The sequence below is a fragment of the Flagellimonas rhodophyticola genome (genome assembly GCF_049332665.1).
Classification (GTDB): Bacteria; Bacteroidota; Bacteroidia; order Flavobacteriales; family Flavobacteriaceae; genus Flagellimonas.
Genome location: NZ_CP186326.1, coordinates 597,689 through 615,615, shown reverse-complemented (window position 1 = coordinate 615,615; position 17,927 = coordinate 597,689). Strand labels below are relative to the sequence as shown.

Annotated in this window: 14 protein-coding genes; 3 read left to right on the top strand and 11 right to left on the bottom strand. The window is 39.5% G+C overall.

The features are described 5' to 3' along the window. The 3 genes from ACOKFG_RS02795 to bioA form a co-directional block, all read right to left on the bottom strand. A complete protein-coding gene (locus ACOKFG_RS02795) occupies positions 1–579 on the bottom strand; it encodes a hypothetical protein (RefSeq protein WP_422861817.1) in 579 nt (192 codons plus the stop codon). Between the two features lie 65 nt (positions 580–644). Continuing rightward, a complete protein-coding gene (locus tag ACOKFG_RS02790; RefSeq protein WP_298792687.1) occupies positions 645–1,802 on the bottom strand; it encodes a beta-ketoacyl synthase N-terminal-like domain-containing protein in 1,158 nt (385 codons plus the stop codon). Positions 1,803–1,809: 7 nt separating this feature from the next. After that, complete coding sequence (bioA, locus tag ACOKFG_RS02785) at positions 1,810–3,105, bottom strand: adenosylmethionine--8-amino-7-oxononanoate transaminase (RefSeq protein ID WP_422861816.1); 1,296 nt, start codon at positions 3,103–3,105, stop codon at positions 1,810–1,812. A gap of 52 nt (positions 3,106–3,157) precedes the next feature. Between bioA and ACOKFG_RS02780 the strand changes: the two genes are divergently transcribed. Further along, positions 3,158–4,642 carry an ArnT family glycosyltransferase gene (locus ACOKFG_RS02780; RefSeq protein WP_422861815.1) on the top strand — a complete coding sequence of 495 codons (1,485 nt, stop codon included), beginning with the start codon at positions 3,158–3,160 and terminating at the stop codon, positions 4,640–4,642. On the opposite strand, the gene bioD is transcribed toward ACOKFG_RS02780, so the two are convergent. From bioD to ACOKFG_RS02765, 3 genes are read right to left on the bottom strand one after another with little or no spacing between them, the layout of a single operon-like run. Beyond that, on the bottom strand, positions 4,634–5,248 hold the full coding sequence (gene bioD, locus ACOKFG_RS02775) for a dethiobiotin synthase (RefSeq protein WP_298792682.1): 615 nt from the start codon (positions 5,246–5,248) through the stop codon (positions 4,634–4,636). The two genes, ACOKFG_RS02780 and bioD, sit on opposite strands and share 9 nt — an antisense overlap. Further along, entirely contained in the window at positions 5,245–5,631 is a 387-nt protein-coding gene (locus ACOKFG_RS02770; protein ID WP_422861814.1) for a DUF2007 domain-containing protein, read from the bottom strand. Before ACOKFG_RS02770 ends, bioD begins: the two co-directional genes overlap by 4 nt. Then, complete coding sequence (locus ACOKFG_RS02765) at positions 5,631–6,782, bottom strand: 8-amino-7-oxononanoate synthase (RefSeq protein WP_298792678.1); 1,152 nt, start codon at positions 6,780–6,782, stop codon at positions 5,631–5,633. The genes ACOKFG_RS02770 and ACOKFG_RS02765 overlap by 1 nt, the downstream gene beginning before the upstream one ends. Positions 6,783–6,844: 62 nt before the next feature. Here ACOKFG_RS02765 and ACOKFG_RS02760 point away from each other — a divergent pair, with 62 nt between their 5' ends. Together ACOKFG_RS02760 and ACOKFG_RS02755 are read left to right on the top strand one after the other, a co-directional pair. After that, positions 6,845–8,641, top strand: a complete 1,797-nt coding sequence (locus ACOKFG_RS02760) for a M61 family metallopeptidase (protein WP_422861813.1) — start codon at positions 6,845–6,847, stop codon at positions 8,639–8,641. After that, a complete protein-coding gene (locus ACOKFG_RS02755) occupies positions 8,642–9,172 on the top strand; it encodes a GNAT family N-acetyltransferase (RefSeq protein ID WP_422861812.1) in 531 nt (176 codons plus the stop codon). Positions 9,173–9,219: 47 nt separating this feature from the next. On the opposite strand, the gene ACOKFG_RS02750 is transcribed toward ACOKFG_RS02755, so the two are convergent. The 5 genes from ACOKFG_RS02750 to ACOKFG_RS02730 form a co-directional block, all read right to left on the bottom strand. Next, the gene (locus ACOKFG_RS02750) at positions 9,220–9,498 is read right to left on the bottom strand and encodes a FoF1 ATP synthase subunit delta/epsilon (RefSeq protein ID WP_298792672.1); all 279 of its coding nucleotides are present in this window, start codon (positions 9,496–9,498) and stop codon (positions 9,220–9,222) included. A 6-nt stretch (positions 9,499–9,504) separates the two neighbouring features. Beyond that, the gene (gene atpD / locus ACOKFG_RS02745; RefSeq protein ID WP_422861811.1) at positions 9,505–11,013 is read right to left on the bottom strand and encodes a F0F1 ATP synthase subunit beta; all 1,509 of its coding nucleotides are present in this window, start codon (positions 11,011–11,013) and stop codon (positions 9,505–9,507) included. Positions 11,014–11,176: 163 nt separating this feature from the next. Continuing rightward, positions 11,177–13,936, bottom strand: coding sequence for a TonB-dependent receptor domain-containing protein (locus ACOKFG_RS02740; RefSeq protein WP_298792668.1), 2,760 nt, complete (start codon positions 13,934–13,936; stop codon positions 11,177–11,179). Positions 13,937–14,142: 206 nt separating this feature from the next. Next, complete coding sequence (gene glmS, locus ACOKFG_RS02735) at positions 14,143–15,990, bottom strand: glutamine--fructose-6-phosphate transaminase (isomerizing) (protein ID WP_298792666.1); 1,848 nt, start codon at positions 15,988–15,990, stop codon at positions 14,143–14,145. A 126-nt stretch (positions 15,991–16,116) separates the two neighbouring features. Continuing rightward, positions 16,117–17,925: a DUF4270 domain-containing protein gene (locus ACOKFG_RS02730; protein WP_298792663.1), complete on the bottom strand. Its 1,809-nt coding sequence runs from the start codon at positions 17,923–17,925 to the stop codon at positions 16,117–16,119. Between the last annotated feature and the right edge of the window lie 2 nt (positions 17,926–17,927).

Below are 17,927 nucleotides of genomic sequence, written 5' to 3'. Positions count from 1 at the left end.
TTATTTATTTAGGAGTTTAACAATCAATATTCCGTTATCGGTAACTTTATTCACCTTTACAACGTTGCCTTGCTTAAGGTCAACGTCTTCATCGGTCAATGCTTCCAGTTCTCGAAGCGTTCCTTGGACATTAATACTTACTTTTCCAATACGGGATCTATTTGCACCAATGGTTAGATATACTTCTCCTATTTGATCTAAGGCATTTTGAAGTTTCAATGTTCCACTGCTCTGCATTTTGCTTAAGTAATAGAAAAGCGATGCCATGGCCAACATCATTAATAATCCGCATACGGTAGAAACCAATATGGTGACACCGGTAGAAAGTCCACTATCTATGTATGAAATGCCCGACCATCCAAAAATGGTAAAAAAGCCCATCAGGTTTTTAAAGGAGAGGAATTGAAATCCTATTCCACTATCCCCGTCAATATCGGCATCAATATCCCCACTTACATCTTCAACATCCCCGCCGACGAAGGTTAAAACAACCAAAATCAGCAACACAAGGGAACCAGCTATTGCTGTTATCCAGTAGACTTTTTCAAACAATGTAAGCGCAGCGAACCATTCTTCCATAATCAACAGTTTTTAGGTTATTATTTAGATGAAAAAAGATAAGACTTTATATGAATATATCTGTCTTATTTGGAAAGTAAGATAGAAACTGCATTTCCACCAAATCCTACGGCATTGACAAGCACTTTTTGTGGAGGTCTGTTTCTTGGGCTCGGTTTAAAGAATGGGGTTTCAATATAGCTTTTGTGTTGTAACATTAGCAATGCCATTTCAACACTCAAAATTCCTGAGGCGCCAAAGGTGTGACCTACTTTCCATTTATTTGTTGTCAAAAATGGAATTTTGTTACAAAATACATTTTCAATGGCCTTAAATTCTGACAAATCCCCTTTAATTGTGCCAGGAGCATGCATTACAATAGCATCGATGTCATCAGGGGACAATGAACCCAAAGCCATTTTCATGGAATCTTGAAAGCATTGGGCATCGGTCGAAATCGAAATATTATGTTCCAAGGGTTCCGTAGCAAACCCGATACCTGTCACCAAAGCTAAAGCATTATCTTTTTTACCTTTTTCCAAACACGCCATTCCGGCTCCTTCTCCAAGAACCATGGTGTTTTGTTTCTTTTCAAGATCAAGAGCCCTGCAAGGGAATTCTCCTGTTTGCTTAGCATATATTTTTAAGGCCTGCATTTGTGCAATAGTAAAAGGAGTTAGTGGTGCCTCGCTACCTCCAACTAAAAATTTATCGGACATCCCGCCTTGAATCCAGGCGATACCATTCAAAATAGCATGCAGAGCGGTGGAACAGGTAATAGAATGCGATATTTCTGGTCCTCTGGTTTTTAAATCGTGAGCTACCCAAGAGGAAATATTTCCCAAGGTAGTTGTCGGAGATGACAGGGTTGAGGATTTTCCTTGAGTTAGAAATTCCTTGTGATAATGCTCAAAAAGCGCTGTAGCTCCTCTGGAAGACCCGATATTCACACCAAAATTGTCGGAATTGCTCCAACCAGCTTTTTTAATTGCTTCCCTGGCTGAATAGATTGCATAAAGCACAGTTTCATCGAGGTCTCTGTATTTGGAATCGGAATTTCGAAGCTCTTGCAAGGAAGATTGTATTTCACTTGACAACTGAGAACTCCAAACGTTTTGATCCCCGATTTCGATTTCCGACAAGAAGTGGTCCTTATCCGAATAGGAGTTCCAAACCTCTTCAGAGGTGCTTCCTAAAGCAGAAATAGAGGATAAAGCTGTTATGGAAATAGGTTCTTTTAGCATACTACGACTAAAATTTTGCTAGTACTTGCCGGATAGAATCGTATATCTTTTGTAATTGTTCATCCGTAATTACGTAAGGAGGAAGTGCATATATTGTATTTCCGAGCGGGCGAAGGTTTACACCATTATCCATAAAGAAATGATATAAATCATCTCGCAACTTGCCATATCGGTCCATTTCAACGTTCAAATCAACGGCCAGAATTACTCCCATACTTCTCGCACTCTTGACTTTTGAATGATTTTCTATGGAAGCCACAAATTTTTTGTGCTCAAGCTCTATATATCCCCTTCTTTCCAAAATTTCGTTTGAAGACAGCAAGTTTATCCCCGCAAGCGCCGCTGCACATCCAATGGGATGGGCACTAAACGTATGGGCATGAAAAAAGCCTTTGCTTACCTCATCGCTTAAGAATGCATCAAAAACGTTTTGGGAGCAACTGGTAATGCTCAAAGGAAACATTCCGGCAGTCAGTGCTTTGCTCAAACAAATGATGTCCGGGTTATGCTCTAGATAATCGGAGGCAAAGTTTTTGCCCGTTTTACCAAAACCGGTCATAATCTCATCAGCAATACATAGAATGTCGGAATCATGACATTTTTCAATTAGCCTATCCAAGCCTTTTGCCGAGTGAAATTTCATTCCCGCAGCGCCTTGAACCAGAGGCTCAAAGACAAATGCGGCACATTTGTTTTCACGACAAATTGACTCCAACAGCCCCAAAACCTTCTCAATATTTTCTTCTGTAGGAACAGGAATGCGTTCTACTTTCAAAAGAAAATCCTCAAAAGGACCGTTATAAGAAGAGAGTCCAGATGCACTCATTGCCCCGAAAGTATCTCCATGAAAACCTCCTTCGAAAGCGATAAGTGTATCTCTTTTTTCTCCTTTATTATGATAAAACTGCAAGGCCATTTTTATGGCGGCCTCCACGGCGGTAGAGCCGTTATCATTAAAGAAAATTTTAGCTTGGTTGTTCGGTAATATTGCCATCAGCTGTTCGGAAAGCTCAACTGCTGGGGTATGCGTAAAACCACTGAACATTACAAAGTCCAATTGCTTCATTTGTTCAGTAATGGCTGATGTAATAACCTCGTTACAATGCCCATACATTGCCGTGTACCAAGAAGCAATGCCATCTATGTATGTTTTACCATCTTCGTCCCAAAGCAAAGCGCCTTTGGCTTTTACAATACCAATAGGAGGTTCCGCTGTTTTATGTTGGGTTAAGGGGTGCCATAGATACTTTTTGTCCCTTTCTGATAATTTTTCCAATGCAACTGGATTAGTCAAACGCTTCAATTTATCTATCTTGCAAAGATGCTAATAAAACGCAAAAAACTCCCAGCCAGCCGTGTTTAAAAAAGCAATCTCATTTTTAACTCCAAATTATCAAACCTTAAATTGGAAAACAGTTTTCTTAATTCTGTTTTTGATTGCATTTTTTATCCGATTCCCATTCTTTTTTAGGGATTATGTTGATCGCGATGAAAGCACATTTATTATTATGGCGCAATCGTGGGCAGATGGACACCTACCCTATACTCACCTTTGGGATTTAAAGCCCCCTGTCACGTTCTTATTTTTTGCTTTAGTCATTAAGGCCTTTGGAAAAAGCTTTATGGCAATTAGATTCTTTGGGGTGATTTTGGTTGCTCTTACAGGCTTGTTCACTTATGGGATTGGAAGACGGGTAACAACTCAAAAGGTCAGTTTTTGGTGCGGGGTTTTCGCAGTATTCCTATTGAGTTTATTTGGAAGCTTGCAAGGGGTAATGTCGGAACACATATGTACTTTGTTCTTTGTTGTTGGCGCATATCTTTTACTTTCCAAGGAAAGTAATGGTTGGTATTTGGTTGTCGGTGTTCTTTTTGGGTTGTCCGTGATGTCCAAATTAAATATGGCCTACCCTTTACTTACGCTTGTAATCTATATAATCTGGAGTTCATGGGTGAAAAAACGGCTTTGGCAAGAGTTCCAATGTCTTGTTCTTATGGGGCTGGGATTTGCCTTGGTCCTTGTTTTGACTGGAGTTCCATATTACCTGCAGGGTGAACTACAAGTATGGTGGGAATCTATTTTTGAGGCGCCTTTGGCATACGCCGGGTCCAAACAACATTCCTTCATTAAAACACTTCCCTTTGTGTTTATTATTGCTGGAGTGTTATATACCTTGTTCAGATTGAAGATTGTAGATTTCAAATCCGAAACTCTTCAATTGCTCACCGCCATTATTATTGGTGTCTTGCTTTCTTTTATGCAAACAGGTAAGGTAAATGGGCATTATTTGATTCAGTTATATCCTTTTATTTTGGTTCTACTCGGAATGGCATTGAGCAAACTCCCAGCGGTAAACAAAAAGTATACACTCCCGATTGCGTTCCTCCTTGCATTGCTTCCGATGGAAGCTTATTTGGAGTATGGTAATATAGTTTCGAACAAGATGGAAAAGGGCACCTATTTTAACGGTGAAGGAATTGATGTCCCAAGATATATTGTTGAAAATAATATTGAAACAAACAATATCTTTTTCACAGAATATCACATTGGATATTGGGTGTTAGGGGAGCACCCTCCTACGAAAGCTGCAACACACCCTAGCAGTATTACGCGAGAAGAGCTTTTTCCTTATATGCAGAACCCTAGGCACACGGGAATGCAAGAACTGAAGTATATTTTAGAGGAAGTGCGTCCAAAAACCGTAGTTGCTCGAAAAGGCAAACGCATTTTTGATAAGAAACTCCTAGAATTTAATGCGTATATCGATGCTTACCTGGCAGAAAATTATACGCTGATTGCGACTATTGACAGAGGACTGATTTATCAACGCCTAGAATGACCCCAATGCTTCTTTAAACAGGGCAGCATACTTTTTTACCACATGCTTATTAAAATGTGTTTCCTCGTTTATTCGTCCGAGAAAAGTCACTCCTGTTTTTTTTAGGATAATGCTCTCTGTTGTGGGATGTTCGTCTCCGCTAAAAATGATTCCGATTTTGAGGTTTTTCTCCTGGAGTTTTTCAATGGTCAAAAGCGAATGGTTAATACTTCCCAAGTAGTGTCGAGATACCACTATGACTTTGTAATCAGGTTGAATTAGATCTAAAATGGTGTCTTTGTCGTTCAATGGGACCAATAATCCGCCGGCACCCTCAATAACCAAATGGTTATCGGTTTCAGGGGGAGATATTTTGTCCAAATTGAGGGTTATGCCATCAATTTCAGCAGCGGCATGTGGGCTCATCGGAGAGTTAAGCGCATAGCTGTTCTTGTGAATTTTGGTGCGGTCATTCGAAATGAGGTCTTTTATTTTATGACTATCAGAATTATCTAAATCTCCCGCTTGCACAGGTTTCCAATAGTCTGCTTCAAGAGCCTCAACTATAATTGCTGAAGTTATAGTCTTACCAACTTCTGTGGATATTCCCGTTACAAAAATTTTCATTGCGATGGCTTGGTGATAAAGTTACACTGAGTACATCGATATTTTTTGGGTTCAAAAAACGGGAAAAGTTTATAAAAAATACTTTTCCTTGAATAATATACTTCAGATTTGGTCGCTTTGCAGTTTGGACAAATAATGGGTTTGCCTTCCGAATCGGTCGCATAATTTCTAATCTCATCAAAAATTTCCTTGGCCCGTTCTTTGTCTTTGGTATACACTTGAAGTTTTACTCCTCCAATTGCTGTACTAATCAAGGGGTCAGAATTTATAGTAGTTTCATCCCTCAAAAAAACCATTATTCCTTCGGACTCAAGTTTTCCTTTGATAATTTGAACATCTGCGGGAAACTCAAACGACCCCAATGTGTGAAACTCAGATTCCATTAAACGATTTCATTTTTTACCAATGACAAAACTCGTGATATTTCTTCTTTTGTATTGTATGAATGTAAACAAAATCGAAGTCGCTCCTCACCCGCTTTAACAGTTGGGGAAAGAATAGGCCTTACATCAAATCCTGCGTCTTTTAGATTTCTGGACAAATCCTTTGCCATTTGATTTCCTGATACGATTAAACAGTGGATGGCAGAGTTGCTCACAATGAAATTATTTTCCAAGCTCAAAGACTGTATCTGTTGTTTAAAGTATGTGATGTTTGCCAAGAGGTTGGTGCGCTCTTCTTTTACATGCTCCTGTAAATAGTGATATGTTGTCAAGATTGAGGCTATGCTATGAGGTGAAAGAGCGGTGGTATAAATCAAACTTCTCGCAAAATTAAGGAGGTAAGTTCTTAACGCTTCTCCACCCAGAATAGCCGCTCCATGATTACCCAAGGCTTTCCCAAAAGTCACTACTCGGGCAAACACCTTGTCTTCTATCCCCAATTGGGATATCATCCCTTTGCCTTCTCCAAAAACCCCAACGGCATGGGCTTCATCAACAATCAAATGATAGTTCCCATGTGAGCAAAAGTCCACTAAGGACACTAAATCAGGAGAATCCCCATCCATTGAAAAAACGGACTCCGTTACAATATAAATCTCCGAATTTTCGTCTGTATTTTGATTACGACCTATAAGACTGCGTAAATCATTTAAGTTATTATGGGCAAACTTGTAACTTTTGGCATTGTTCATTTGAATACCATCCCGAATGCTGGCATGTGCCAATTCATCATAAAAAATGAAATCTCCCCGCTGAGGTACGGATGAAAAGAAACCAATATTGGCATCGTACCCTGAATTAAAGACCAATGCCGATTCCGAATTATGATAATCTGCCAAAAAATCTTCCAACTCCTCATACAAAATGTGATTTCCGGTCAGCAGCCTAGAACCCGTGGACCCCATGGAGGTTGTTTTTTTCGTCTTTAGAAATTTTAGGGTGTCGTCAATCAACTCCTCCTTTCGGGCCAGGCCTAAATAATCATTCGAGGAAAAATCAACAAGAGCTTGTGTATTGGGAAGTGTTCTCAACGCATTTTCCAATCGTCTTTTTTCCAATTTTTGCTCAAGCTTCTTGGGAAGTTTTGCCATACATCAAATTTAGCATTTACTATCCTTAAACATTATATTCGTCACTAATAAACCATTGGAATATGAAAACTCCAGTTACTTTTTTAGTTCTACTCTGTTCTTGTCTGTCAATAGGCCAAACGAACACCTATGAAATTTCATTTGAGAACGCTGTGCACCATGAAGCGGTGATTAAGGCAACCTTTCCAGATTTGGATATGGATACAATTTCATTGCGAATGAGCAGAACATCACCAGGGAGGTATGCCTTGCATGAGTTTGCTAAAAATGTATATGGATTCAAAGCTACGGACGGCAAAGGAAATCCGTTGGAAGTATTTAGACCAAACCCTTATGAATGGAAAGTTGTGGGGCACGATGGAACTGTGAAAATAAGTTACATCCTATTTGCAAATCGAGGAGATGGCACATACTCACAAATTGATGAAACACATGCGCATCTTAATATTCCGGCAACATTTATGTATATCGCGGCATTGGGGGAGCGTAAAATTGAAGTGGATTTTGATGTTCGGGAAGATTTGAACTGGAGAGTCGCTACCCAAATGCCTTTGGTTTCCGGCACAACATATACTGCGCCAAACCTGTATTATTTTATGGATAGCCCAACGGAAATCAGCGATTTTACTTTAAAATCTTTTGACGTGGGTGGACAAACCATTCAGTTGGCGCTGCACCATAATGGAACTGAAGCTGAAGCCGATGAGTACTTTGAACGAGTAGCAAAAATTGTTTTAGCTGAAAAAGAAGTGTTTGGCGAACTTCCCAACTTTGATTTTGGCACTTATACTTTTTTGGCATGTTATATTCCAAATGCATCAGGTGATGGGATGGAGCATCGAAACTCGACAATCTTAACCAGCACTCGAAGTTTGGCAAACGGAGGTATGAGGCGCAATTTGGGAACAGTGTCCCATGAGTTTTTTCATGCTTGGAATGTAGAACGTATTCGGCCCAAAAGTCTGGAGCCTTTTGATTTTGAAGCTGCCGATATGAGCGGGGCACTTTGGTTTGCTGAAGGCTTCACAAGCTATTACACCAACTTAATTCTCTGTAGAGCGGGACTTATTTCTCCAAAGGAATATATTGAAGGGCTTACTGGGGCTTTCAATTATGTTTGGACATCACCGGCAAGACAGTTCTTTAATCCAATCGAGATGAGTTATCAGGCTCCTTTTGTGGATGCTGCAACTTCAGTTGACCCTGTAAATAGGGAGAACACCTTTATTTCCTATTATTCTTATGGTAGTGTTTTAGGATTGGCACTCGATTTGTCTTTGAGACAGAAAGAATTGAATCTTGATGATTTTATGAAGTTAGTTTGGCAGCGCTTGGGAAAAGAAGAAATTCCATATAGTATCAAAAACCTGCACGAATTGCTAAACGACTACGCCGGAAAGTCCTTTGGGGATGACTTTTTTAACGAGTATATCTATAAAAGTGGAATGCCGAATTATAATAAGCTTTTCGAATTCGTGGGAGTGGAGCTGCAACAAAAGAAAGACAAGCCTTATTTTGGAGCTTCAGTATCAACTAATGACGAAACTATGAAAGGAACAATCACTAGAAACCCAAAGAAAGGGAGTCCAGCATACACATCTGGATTGACCAAAGGAGATGCAATCAAGAACATCAACAATATTCCTTTTGAGGCTGGACAAAAATTTGGTGATTATCTGGAACAGTTTGCAATTGGGGATTCGCTGCAAGTTAAGTTCTCTCGATTTGGGAACGAAAAGAATGTTGCGTTAACCATGGAACCTAACCCAAATTATTCGATTAATCTTATGGAAGACTTAGAACAGGAACCTTCTGACGACATGCTAAAAGCAAGAAAGGAATGGCTGAAAAATGAATAGATGATAACCTATACGCAGGCCTCGACGATTGATCATCTTGAGCAAATACTTTTGTTGCAACAACAAAATCTCCCGAAAAACCTTACGGATAAGGAAAAGGAAAGAGAAGGTTTTTTGACGGTAGAGCATTCTTTTGAAGTGCTCAAGGCAATGAATGATGAATGTGGGCATATCATTGCACTTGAAAATGGAAAGGTTGTTGCCTACGCGCTTTGTATGCATCCTAAATTTGCCGAAAGCATTGAAGTGCTTAAACCCATGTTCCAAGAAATCAACCAAATTGTAAAGGGCAAAAAGAACTATATGGTCATGGGGCAAATTTGTGTAGCCAAGACCAATAGGGGTCAAGGGATATTTCGGAAGCTCTACGAAACCATGAAAGAAAAATTACCTGAAGGTTTTGATACTATTATTACCGAGGTGGATGCCAAGAATCAAAGATCTGTCAATGCGCATAAGGCTATTGGATTTTCTGAAATCAAAAGATATAAGGCTGATGGAAAAGTATGGTCGCTTATAATTTTAAAATAAAAAAGCCACTCAATTGAGTGGCTTTTATTCTATTTTCTCGAAATGGCTTAATCTGCCAATACAATAACTTTGTTATCCTTCATTTCAATGGTGCCGCTGGAAATGGATAAAACGGTTTCTCCATTAGCGCCTGTGGAAAACTTACTTTGAAAATCTTCCTCGATAGTGATATCGCCTTGCACTTTAACATCTCCTTTTTGTAATAAGGAAACTATGGGTGCGTGGTTTTGCAACATTTGAAATTCGCCATTGATACCAGGAACGGTAACCGAGGTTACTTCTCCGGCAAACAAAGTGGCTTCTGGTGATACAATTTCTAAATACATATGCTCTTATGCTTCAGCTAACATTTTCTCTCCTGCTTCAATAGCATCTTGGATGCTACCTTTAAGGTTGAATGCAGATTCCGGCAAGTGATCAAGTTCACCATCCATAATCATGTTAAATCCTTTGATGGTGTCTTTGATATCAACCAATACACCAGGGATACCTGTAAACTGCTCAGCAACATGGAACGGTTGCGACAAGAAACGTTGTACCCTTCTTGCTCTACCTACTGCTAATTTATCCTCTTCGGAAAGTTCTTCCATACCAAGGATAGCAATAATATCTTGAAGTTCCTTATAGCGTTGCAACAACTCTTTTACCCGTTGTGCACATGCATAATGATCATTTCCTAAAATTTCGGCAGTTAAAATTCTTGAAGTAGAATCCAATGGATCCACAGCAGGATAAATACCCAGCTCGGCAATTTTACGTGAAAGTACGGTAGTTGCATCCAAGTGGGCAAACGTAGTTGCAGGAGCAGGGTCCGTCAAGTCATCCGCAGGAACGTAAACCGCCTGTACAGATGTAATGGAGCCTCTTTTTGTTGATGTAATTCTTTCCTGCATGGCACCCATCTCTGTTGCCAAAGTAGGCTGGTAACCTACCGCTGAAGGCATACGACCCAAAAGTGCCGAAACCTCTGAACCAGCTTGTGTAAAACGGAAGATGTTATCTACGAAGAAAAGAACGTCTTTTCCCTGTCCATCTCCAGCACCATCACGGAAATATTCAGCAATTGTCAATCCAGAAAGGGCCACCCTAGCACGAGCACCAGGAGGTTCGTTCATCTGTCCGAAAACGAAAGTCGCTTTGGACTCTTTCATAGCTTTTTTATCTACTTTGGATAAATCCCATCCGCCTTCTTCCATAGAATGCAAGAAATCGTCTCCGTATTTGATAATACCGGATTCCAACATTTCACGAAGCAAGTCATTTCCTTCACGTGTTCTTTCTCCAACACCTGCGAATACGGAAAGACCACCGTGTCCTTTTGCAATGTTGTTAATCAATTCCTGAATCAATACGGTTTTACCAACACCAGCACCACCAAATAACCCAATTTTACCACCTTTAGCGTAAGGCTCAATCAAATCGATAACCTTGATTCCGGTAAATAATACTTCTGTAGAAGTTGAAAGATCCTCAAATTTTGGAGCTTCTCTGTGGATTGGCAATCCGTTGTCACCAGTTTTTGGAAGGTTTTCCATACCATCAATAGCGTCTCCAATTACATTGAAAAGTCGTCCGTAAACATCCTCTCCAATTGGCATTTGAATTGCATTTCCAGTAGCATGGGCCTTAACTCCTCTGCTCAAACCATCGGTAGAATCCATAGAAATTGTTCTTACCGTGTTTTCACCAATATGAGATTGAACCTCTAAAACTAACTTACTGCCATCAGCTTTATTGATTTCAAGGGAATCATAAATTTTAGGGATTTCAACTCCCGATTCAAATTCAACGTCAATGACCGGGCCAATTATCTGGGCAACTTTACCTGTAACTTTAGACATTACTGTGTTTATTTTTAATTGAATACGTTAGGAAAAAACTGCTTTTTTTCCGGCTGCAAAGATATACTATTCCTGTTGTAATAAGAAACTTAAAATTTGTTTTTTTAGAAACAAAAAGGCATCGAATTTTTCGATGCCTTTTTTAATTCTATTTGCTTTGATCTTAAGGATTAATCGTCCAAGAAACATAGTAGATGGAACCAATGTTACCAGTACCTACGGCGGTGAAGTATTCATCTCCCAAAAGGTTTGACCCTCCTGCTTTAAAAATTGACTTAATACTAGGCACTGAGTAGTTGATCTGAGCATCAAGTACTGTGTAAGCTGGCACATCTCCGTCAGCGAATGACGCTTCCCAGAAATAGCTATCGCTCCATCTGTAGTTTACATTGAAACCAAAGTTTTTGAAAAGCTCGGTGTTTCCGAATGATGCTTTTACTTTATGTTTTGGCGTATTGAAATTTGTTCGAAAGTCTGGAAATCTTGCTTCATCAAAATCCAATTCCGCATAGGTATAATTGACACCTAAATCGAAATCACCAAGTTTAGTGTCAACGCCGATAGTACCTCCATAAGAATTTATATCGGTAGTTGAATTGGTGTATGTTTGATAGGGTTGCCTATCTCCATTTTGAAGCGCAAGTAACGAAAGTCCTCCATCACCAGCTGTACCGTAAAATGGCACTAATACGGTTACATTGGCTATGAAATCTTTGTAGCTATTGTAATACCCACTCAAATCTATTGTAAATTTTCCTATTTGACCTCTATAACCTGCTTCCAAGGCAGTGATTTCTTCAGGTTTGATTATTGATGTATTGACAGCCTCTGGAGCTCCATTAAGCACAGAACTAAGGGAGTATGCATTTTCATAAGCAGCTCTGCCTACTATATCTACAGTAGATTGGCCTATTACTCCTTGGCCGCTCTGGCTAACATTAAAAGTTCTGACATCTCTATCTAGGTTTGCTGGTGCTGATCCGACTAAAATAGCCGAGCCCGCATTCAACCCAATAAACAAATCTTGGGTAGTTGGATTTCTAAAACCTTGCTGAGCTGATATCCTAATATTGTGATTTCTGTTTTCCCCCGCCGTGTATCCAAACGAAATTCTTGGAGAAACAAATCCGTCAAAAAACTCATTTTTATCATAACGAGCTGAACCTGTAAACTTCAATCGATCATCCAATAGCTTTTTTTGAAGTTGAACATAAGCTCCGTATTCATCATACTCGATTGGACCATCGAAATCTGTGAAAATAGTTCCCCCTGAATTCAATTCGTACTGTCTATATGACCCCCCTATTTGTAAATCTGCCCAATCATCAATGAGGTGTGCCAAATTATAATTACCATTAATATGTCGAAACTTGGTGTTGTCAATAAACTTGGCACCCGTTGTTAGATCACCATCACTGGTTACTCTATTAAATGCACTTTGGAATGCAGCAGTTCCAGGCACAAGCCTTCCGGTATCGGCAGCTTGTCTAGCTGCTGCATGGGCTGCTACAGATGCCTGCTCCCTGGTCAATCCTCCTTGTTGAACTCCACCTAAGAAAGTTGGTATGTAGGTTTGAGCATATTCGGTAAACCATTGCGTGTCTCCTTTCCAAGCTCTGTTCACATTAATTGCTGTAAAACGAGTATCGTATGAGTCACCGGCGTTCTCCGTAGTTATATATCCTCTAAGGAAAAAGTTTTTATTTCTAAATTCAATTTTGTGCTGTTGAAGAATGAAATTCTTTACAGAATATCTGTTTGCACCTTGATAAATTGTATTTCCACGTCCAACTCTTCCATTATATATGATTTCAAAGTCATCTGCAAAAGGTCTGTAGAAAATTGAAAAATCTGTTTTAACACTTTCAGCATCATAATCAAGTAATTGATTTTCAGCATAACCTGTTCTAGAAACATTAGCTGTACCTACGGTTCCAGTAGGCAGTCCTGCAGCAGCATCAAAGTTCAATAAGGTTGTAACTTCATCACCATATATATTTAAACCATTATAGTTTGGATCTGTTCTATCGGCACCTGGATTGTTTAGATCGAGGGTGTTTACGGCATGCCAATCTTCTCCTTTTAAAAAGGAAAGGTTCGCTTTCAAAGCCAGTTTATCACTGAAAGCGTGGGCTACACGAATTCCAAAATCATAGTAATTGTTGTCTCCTGCCGCATCTTGAGAAGTAATTCCTGTTTTTCCATAAGCACTTATTCCTTGGAAATCAAATGGGCTTTTACTGTTCATGAAAAGAATACCGTTAAAAGCTCCAGCTCCATACAGAGCCGATGATGCTCCTGGCAGAATTTCCACACTCTGTACTTCAAGCTCTGACATACCTACCAAGTTTCCTAAAACGAAGTTTAGACCTGGCGCGGAGTTGTCCATTCCATCAACCAATTGCAAAAACCTATTGTTTGCGAAAGTGGCAAAACCTCTAGTGTTTATTGATTGGAAAGTTAAACTGTTCGTGTTGATGTCAACTCCCTTTAGATTCTGTAACCCTCCATAGAAAGACTCAGCAGTTGTATTTTTTATTTCCTTTAATCCAAATCTCTCCACGGAAACGGGAGATTCAAAAATACGTTCTGGTGTTCTGGAAGCAGAAATTACAATTTCATCCAAAAGGGTGGATGCTTCAGAAAGGGTTATGGAAAGCGTTTGATTATTCGATGTTACACTAGCAAGGAAATCAGAAAATCCAATTGCGGTAAATCGTAGTTGAAAGGGGGGTTGTTCAGAAGTGTTGAAGGTGAAATTTCCATCGAAATCTGTAGTGGTTCCTTCTGCCTTTCCTACCAAGACAACATTTGCTCCTGGTATTGGTTCGTTATTTTCATCAACTACTTTTCCCTGTACTGTGGTTTGTGCATAAGCGATAACACCAAACAGCATGAGGGAAATAATCATTAATCTTCTCATCAGTTATATATTAGAGTTAATTAGTTAAAGATCTGCTAAGTATTGGAGGTCGGAAGATACATTTTTTTTCATTTGGTTACCAGAAAATTGAAAAAAATTATGCATGCATAGTAATTTTTTGCTAAAAAAAACGTGGTTTATCTGTGGTTTTAACAAAAAAGGCGTCGATTTCGACGCCTTTTCTTAATTATATTGATTAAACCAAGTCACTCTACGGTAACCGATTTAGCTAGGTTACGAGGTTGGTCCACATTACAGCCCCTCATCACAGCGATATGATAGGAAAGCAATTGTAATGGGATCGTTGTCAATAGTGGTGATAGACTTTCAGAAGTCTCGGGCACCTCGATTACGTGATCTGCCAGTTCCTTTACGGATACATCTCCTTCGGTAACTATGGCAATAATCTTACCACTTCTGGATTTTATTTCTTGGATGTTGCTCACTACCTTTTCATAATGTCCTTTTTTGGTAGCAATTACAATGACTGGCATTTGCTCATCGATCAATGCAATGGGTCCGTGCTTCATTTCTGCGGCGGGATATCCCTCTGCATGTATGTAACTGATTTCCTTTAACTTCAGCGCTCCCTCCAATGCAACAGGGAAATTATAACCACGACCTAAATAAAGGCAGTTGGTTGAGTCTTTATATATCTTCGCAATGTCTTCAACAACATTATTGGATTCCAGCATTTTTTCCACTTTGGCGGGAACACTTTCCAATTCTGCTAGATATTCATGATATTTTGATTCAGAAAAAACACCTTTTTCATGTGCCAATTTCAATGCTATTAGGGTAAGCACCGTAATCTGTGTGGTAAATGCTTTGGTTGAAGCAACACCTATTTCCGGTCCAGCATGGGTATAAGCCCCAGCTTGGGTTTCCCGTGCAATGGAAGAACCTACTACATTGCAAACACCAAAAACGAATGCACCTTTTTCTTTTGCCAGTTTAATAGCAGCCAATGTATCTGCAGTTTCTCCAGACTGGGAAATTGCAATTAGGACATCGTTCTCGTTAATAACAGGGTTTCGATATCGGAATTCAGAAGCGTACTCTACTTCAACAGGAATTCTTGCCAAGTCTTCAAAAATATACTCAGCCACAAGACCGGCATGCCAGGAGGTTCCACAGGCAACTATTATAATTCTATTAGCGTTCAGGAATTTTTCCAAATTTTGGTCAATTCCAGCCATCTTGATGATGCCTTGATCAGCCAACAATCTTCCTCTATAGGTATCTAAAATTGCTCTTGGCTGTTCATAGATTTCCTTGAGCATGAAATGATCGTAACCTCCTTTTTCGATTTCTTCAAGGTTTAACTGAAGTTCGAGGATGTTAGGATAAGCAATCGCATCGTCCTTTATCTTGCGCAATTTGATTTCTTTTCCGATACGGACAATTGCCATTTCCTCATCTTCCAAATACACGGCATTATTCGTAAATTCTATGAATGGTGAAGCATCTGAAGCGATGAAGTATTCATTTTCTCCAATTCCTATTGCCAATGGGCTTCCCAATTTTGCAACTACGATTTCATCTGGCTTGTTCTTGTCAAAAACGGCAATGGCGTATGCTCCTACAACCTGGTTCAATGCAATTTGTACCGCTTTACCTAATTTGACATCTTCTTTTTTCTTTACTTCTTCGATAAGATTAACCAGTACTTCAGTGTCTGTATCTGATTCAAAGGTATATCCACGTTCTATAAGAGCTTTTTTAATGGACTCGTAGTTCTCAATGATACCGTTGTGAATGATAACAAGATCTCCGGAATTGGAATAATGTGGATGGGAGTTTGTGTCGTTTGGAACACCATGAGTCGCCCAACGCGTGTGTCCAAGCCCTAGCTTTCCGTTGGTATCTATAGTGGCCTCCGATTTTTTCTTTAGGTCTTCAACCTTGCCTTTGGTTTTGGAAAGATGGGTTTCATTTCCATCGAACAATACTATACCAGCACTGTCATAGCCACGGTACTCTAGACGTTGTAGCCCTTTTATAATAACGGGATATGCATCTCTATGGCCTATATATCCAACAATTCCACACATAAGAATAATTTTAAGTAGTTGTAATAGTTTGAGTTATCTGCAAATTTAGCACGACAATTGAGATAATTAGTATCTCAAGGGTTCTAATGCAGAAAAATTCTGTAAATGGTAGTAAATAGTGTATGGTTAGTTAGCCTGGGTAAAGAAAATCTCCAGCTTTAGCTTTTTATCCTCGTCAGCCAGAGCAACATTGCTCCCAAAAAGCACTGTCCCTAAAGGGTTTATATTTGACAGAATAGGAACATCTAGAACTGGTTCCCCTGTTCCGACAGCTTCAGATACCGTTCCATCACCAATATTTGAGGTTAAGGCAAGCGCCAACTTGGCATTCGTTGAGTCTCTAACAATTATATTATTGATATGATCAGTTATACGAACAGTATACTTACTTTGATTATTTTCTTCTTCCAAGATACCATCATAATCAAGGAACAATCCTAAAGGCTCATTAGTTACACTATTCTCAGTGGCCGGATTAAATATAACCTGATTTGTCTCACCATTATACAAATAGAGACGCGGGGGCTCTTCAACAACACCTGCTTCGGAGTCCACATAAAACACCAAATTGGCTTCGTTAATTATCCAGTTATTGGAACGTATTTGATTAATAATATCTGCACCTCCATTCTCAACATCTTCAAACAATCGTATCTCTGCAATAGTCCCAGCTCCTTTCATATATATTCTCGAGGCATTTTCTCCATTGTCCAAAGCACTGATTATTTCAGGAGGAAAAGAATCATTAACAAAGGAGTTTACCGCATTGCCCTGAATATTACCATTGACGTTTACCAGAAAATTAAGCACAAAATCTCTTTCAACCGTTTCTATTACGTCATCGGCTGTATTAAAATCTTGGAACTCATAGGTTATTGTGATATTGGCCTGCGTCAAATCAAATAAGAACATAAGCTCTTCCATATCTGATTGCCCCGATATACGTAACCCTCTAAAAAAGTCTCTAAAATTTGCTTGGCTCAACAGCTCTGACTGACCTTCTTTGTCCAAAATATTTGTTTGGAAAAAATCGGGATTCAACTCAACCCAAATCCCTGGGTTAAGACGGGTACTAACAGTGGTTGATTCATCCACATCGTCTGTTTCGGGATCATCCTCATTAAAAAATAGTATCTCCTCATCACTGATGGTGATTGGACCCTCAAAAAACACCTCTCCTTCAAAAGAGGTAAAATCATGGTTGGAAAAAAATTCTTGGGCTTCCTCAAAATTTGTATTTGGGTCCAGGTCCCTTAAGAAAAATGTATTTTGAGCGACCCTTAAATTGAATTCTTGTAGTCGGTCTCCATAAATACTATCTAAATCGAATCTTTTGGGGAAAGTATTCGCTACAAAATCATCTCCAGTTCCATCTTCATTCGGATCAAATGGGTTGGAACCAATAATACGTTCGTCGTTGTCGCTAACACCATCACCATCTTCATCGGTGTTTGGATCGGTAGAGTCGTCATCAAACATATTCTCCACACCATCACCATCACTATCCCGCAAGGATGCAGGAGGCAACTGAAACGGGAGATACAGACGAACTGTCTTTACAGTTTCATTTTCTGGAATTGTGCTTTCCAAACCATCACTATCAGCATTATCTTCAGTTTCCTGCGAAGAATCACCAAAAGTTGGATTTCCTTGCCCGTTGTTAGGCAACGTAACTTGTGTAACTATAGATGCATTTCTTCTACCATAAACGGGATCATTAAATGTTCCCAACTGATATAATGGTAGTTGATTGGTCTGTACCGTCGCTATACCTTTGTTGAATGCGAAAACATCAAATGACTGCTTTCCTGTGGTGAAAGGCTCACCACCTACAACACCTTCCCCGATTGTACCCAACTCTTCCTCACAAGAAGTAATGATCAGAAATAAAGCTCCAAACAAAGTCGAAACTTTTAAAATCCTAGAAAATTTCATGC

What these genes read in the sequence shown, in the direction of transcription:
- atpD (WP_422861811.1), bottom strand. Translation starts at nt 11,013, where the DNA reads ATGTCTAAAGTTACAGGTAAAGTTGCCCAGATAATTGGCCCGGTCATT.
- ACOKFG_RS02755 (WP_422861812.1), top strand. Translation starts at nt 8,642, where the DNA reads ATGATAACCTATACGCAGGCCTCGACGATTGATCATCTTGAGCAAATA.
- ACOKFG_RS02750 (WP_298792672.1), bottom strand. Translation starts at nt 9,498, where the DNA reads ATGTATTTAGAAATTGTATCACCAGAAGCCACTTTGTTTGCCGGAGAA.
- ACOKFG_RS02790 (WP_298792687.1), bottom strand. Translation starts at nt 1,802, where the DNA reads ATGCTAAAAGAACCTATTTCCATAACAGCTTTATCCTCTATTTCTGCT.
- ACOKFG_RS02765 (WP_298792678.1), bottom strand. Translation starts at nt 6,782, where the DNA reads ATGGCAAAACTTCCCAAGAAGCTTGAGCAAAAATTGGAAAAAAGACGA.
- ACOKFG_RS02795 (WP_422861817.1), bottom strand. Translation starts at nt 579, where the DNA reads ATGGAAGAATGGTTCGCTGCGCTTACATTGTTTGAAAAAGTCTACTGG.
- bioD (WP_298792682.1), bottom strand. Translation starts at nt 5,248, where the DNA reads ATGAAAATTTTTGTAACGGGAATATCCACAGAAGTTGGTAAGACTATA.
- ACOKFG_RS02770 (WP_422861814.1), bottom strand. Translation starts at nt 5,631, where the DNA reads ATGGAATCTGAGTTTCACACATTGGGGTCGTTTGAGTTTCCCGCAGAT.
- ACOKFG_RS02760 (WP_422861813.1), top strand. Translation starts at nt 6,845, where the DNA reads ATGAAAACTCCAGTTACTTTTTTAGTTCTACTCTGTTCTTGTCTGTCA.
- ACOKFG_RS02730 (WP_298792663.1), bottom strand. Translation starts at nt 17,925, where the DNA reads ATGAAATTTTCTAGGATTTTAAAAGTTTCGACTTTGTTTGGAGCTTTA.
- ACOKFG_RS02740 (WP_298792668.1), bottom strand. Translation starts at nt 13,936, where the DNA reads ATGAGAAGATTAATGATTATTTCCCTCATGCTGTTTGGTGTTATCGCT.
- glmS (WP_298792666.1), bottom strand. Translation starts at nt 15,990, where the DNA reads ATGTGTGGAATTGTTGGATATATAGGCCATAGAGATGCATATCCCGTT.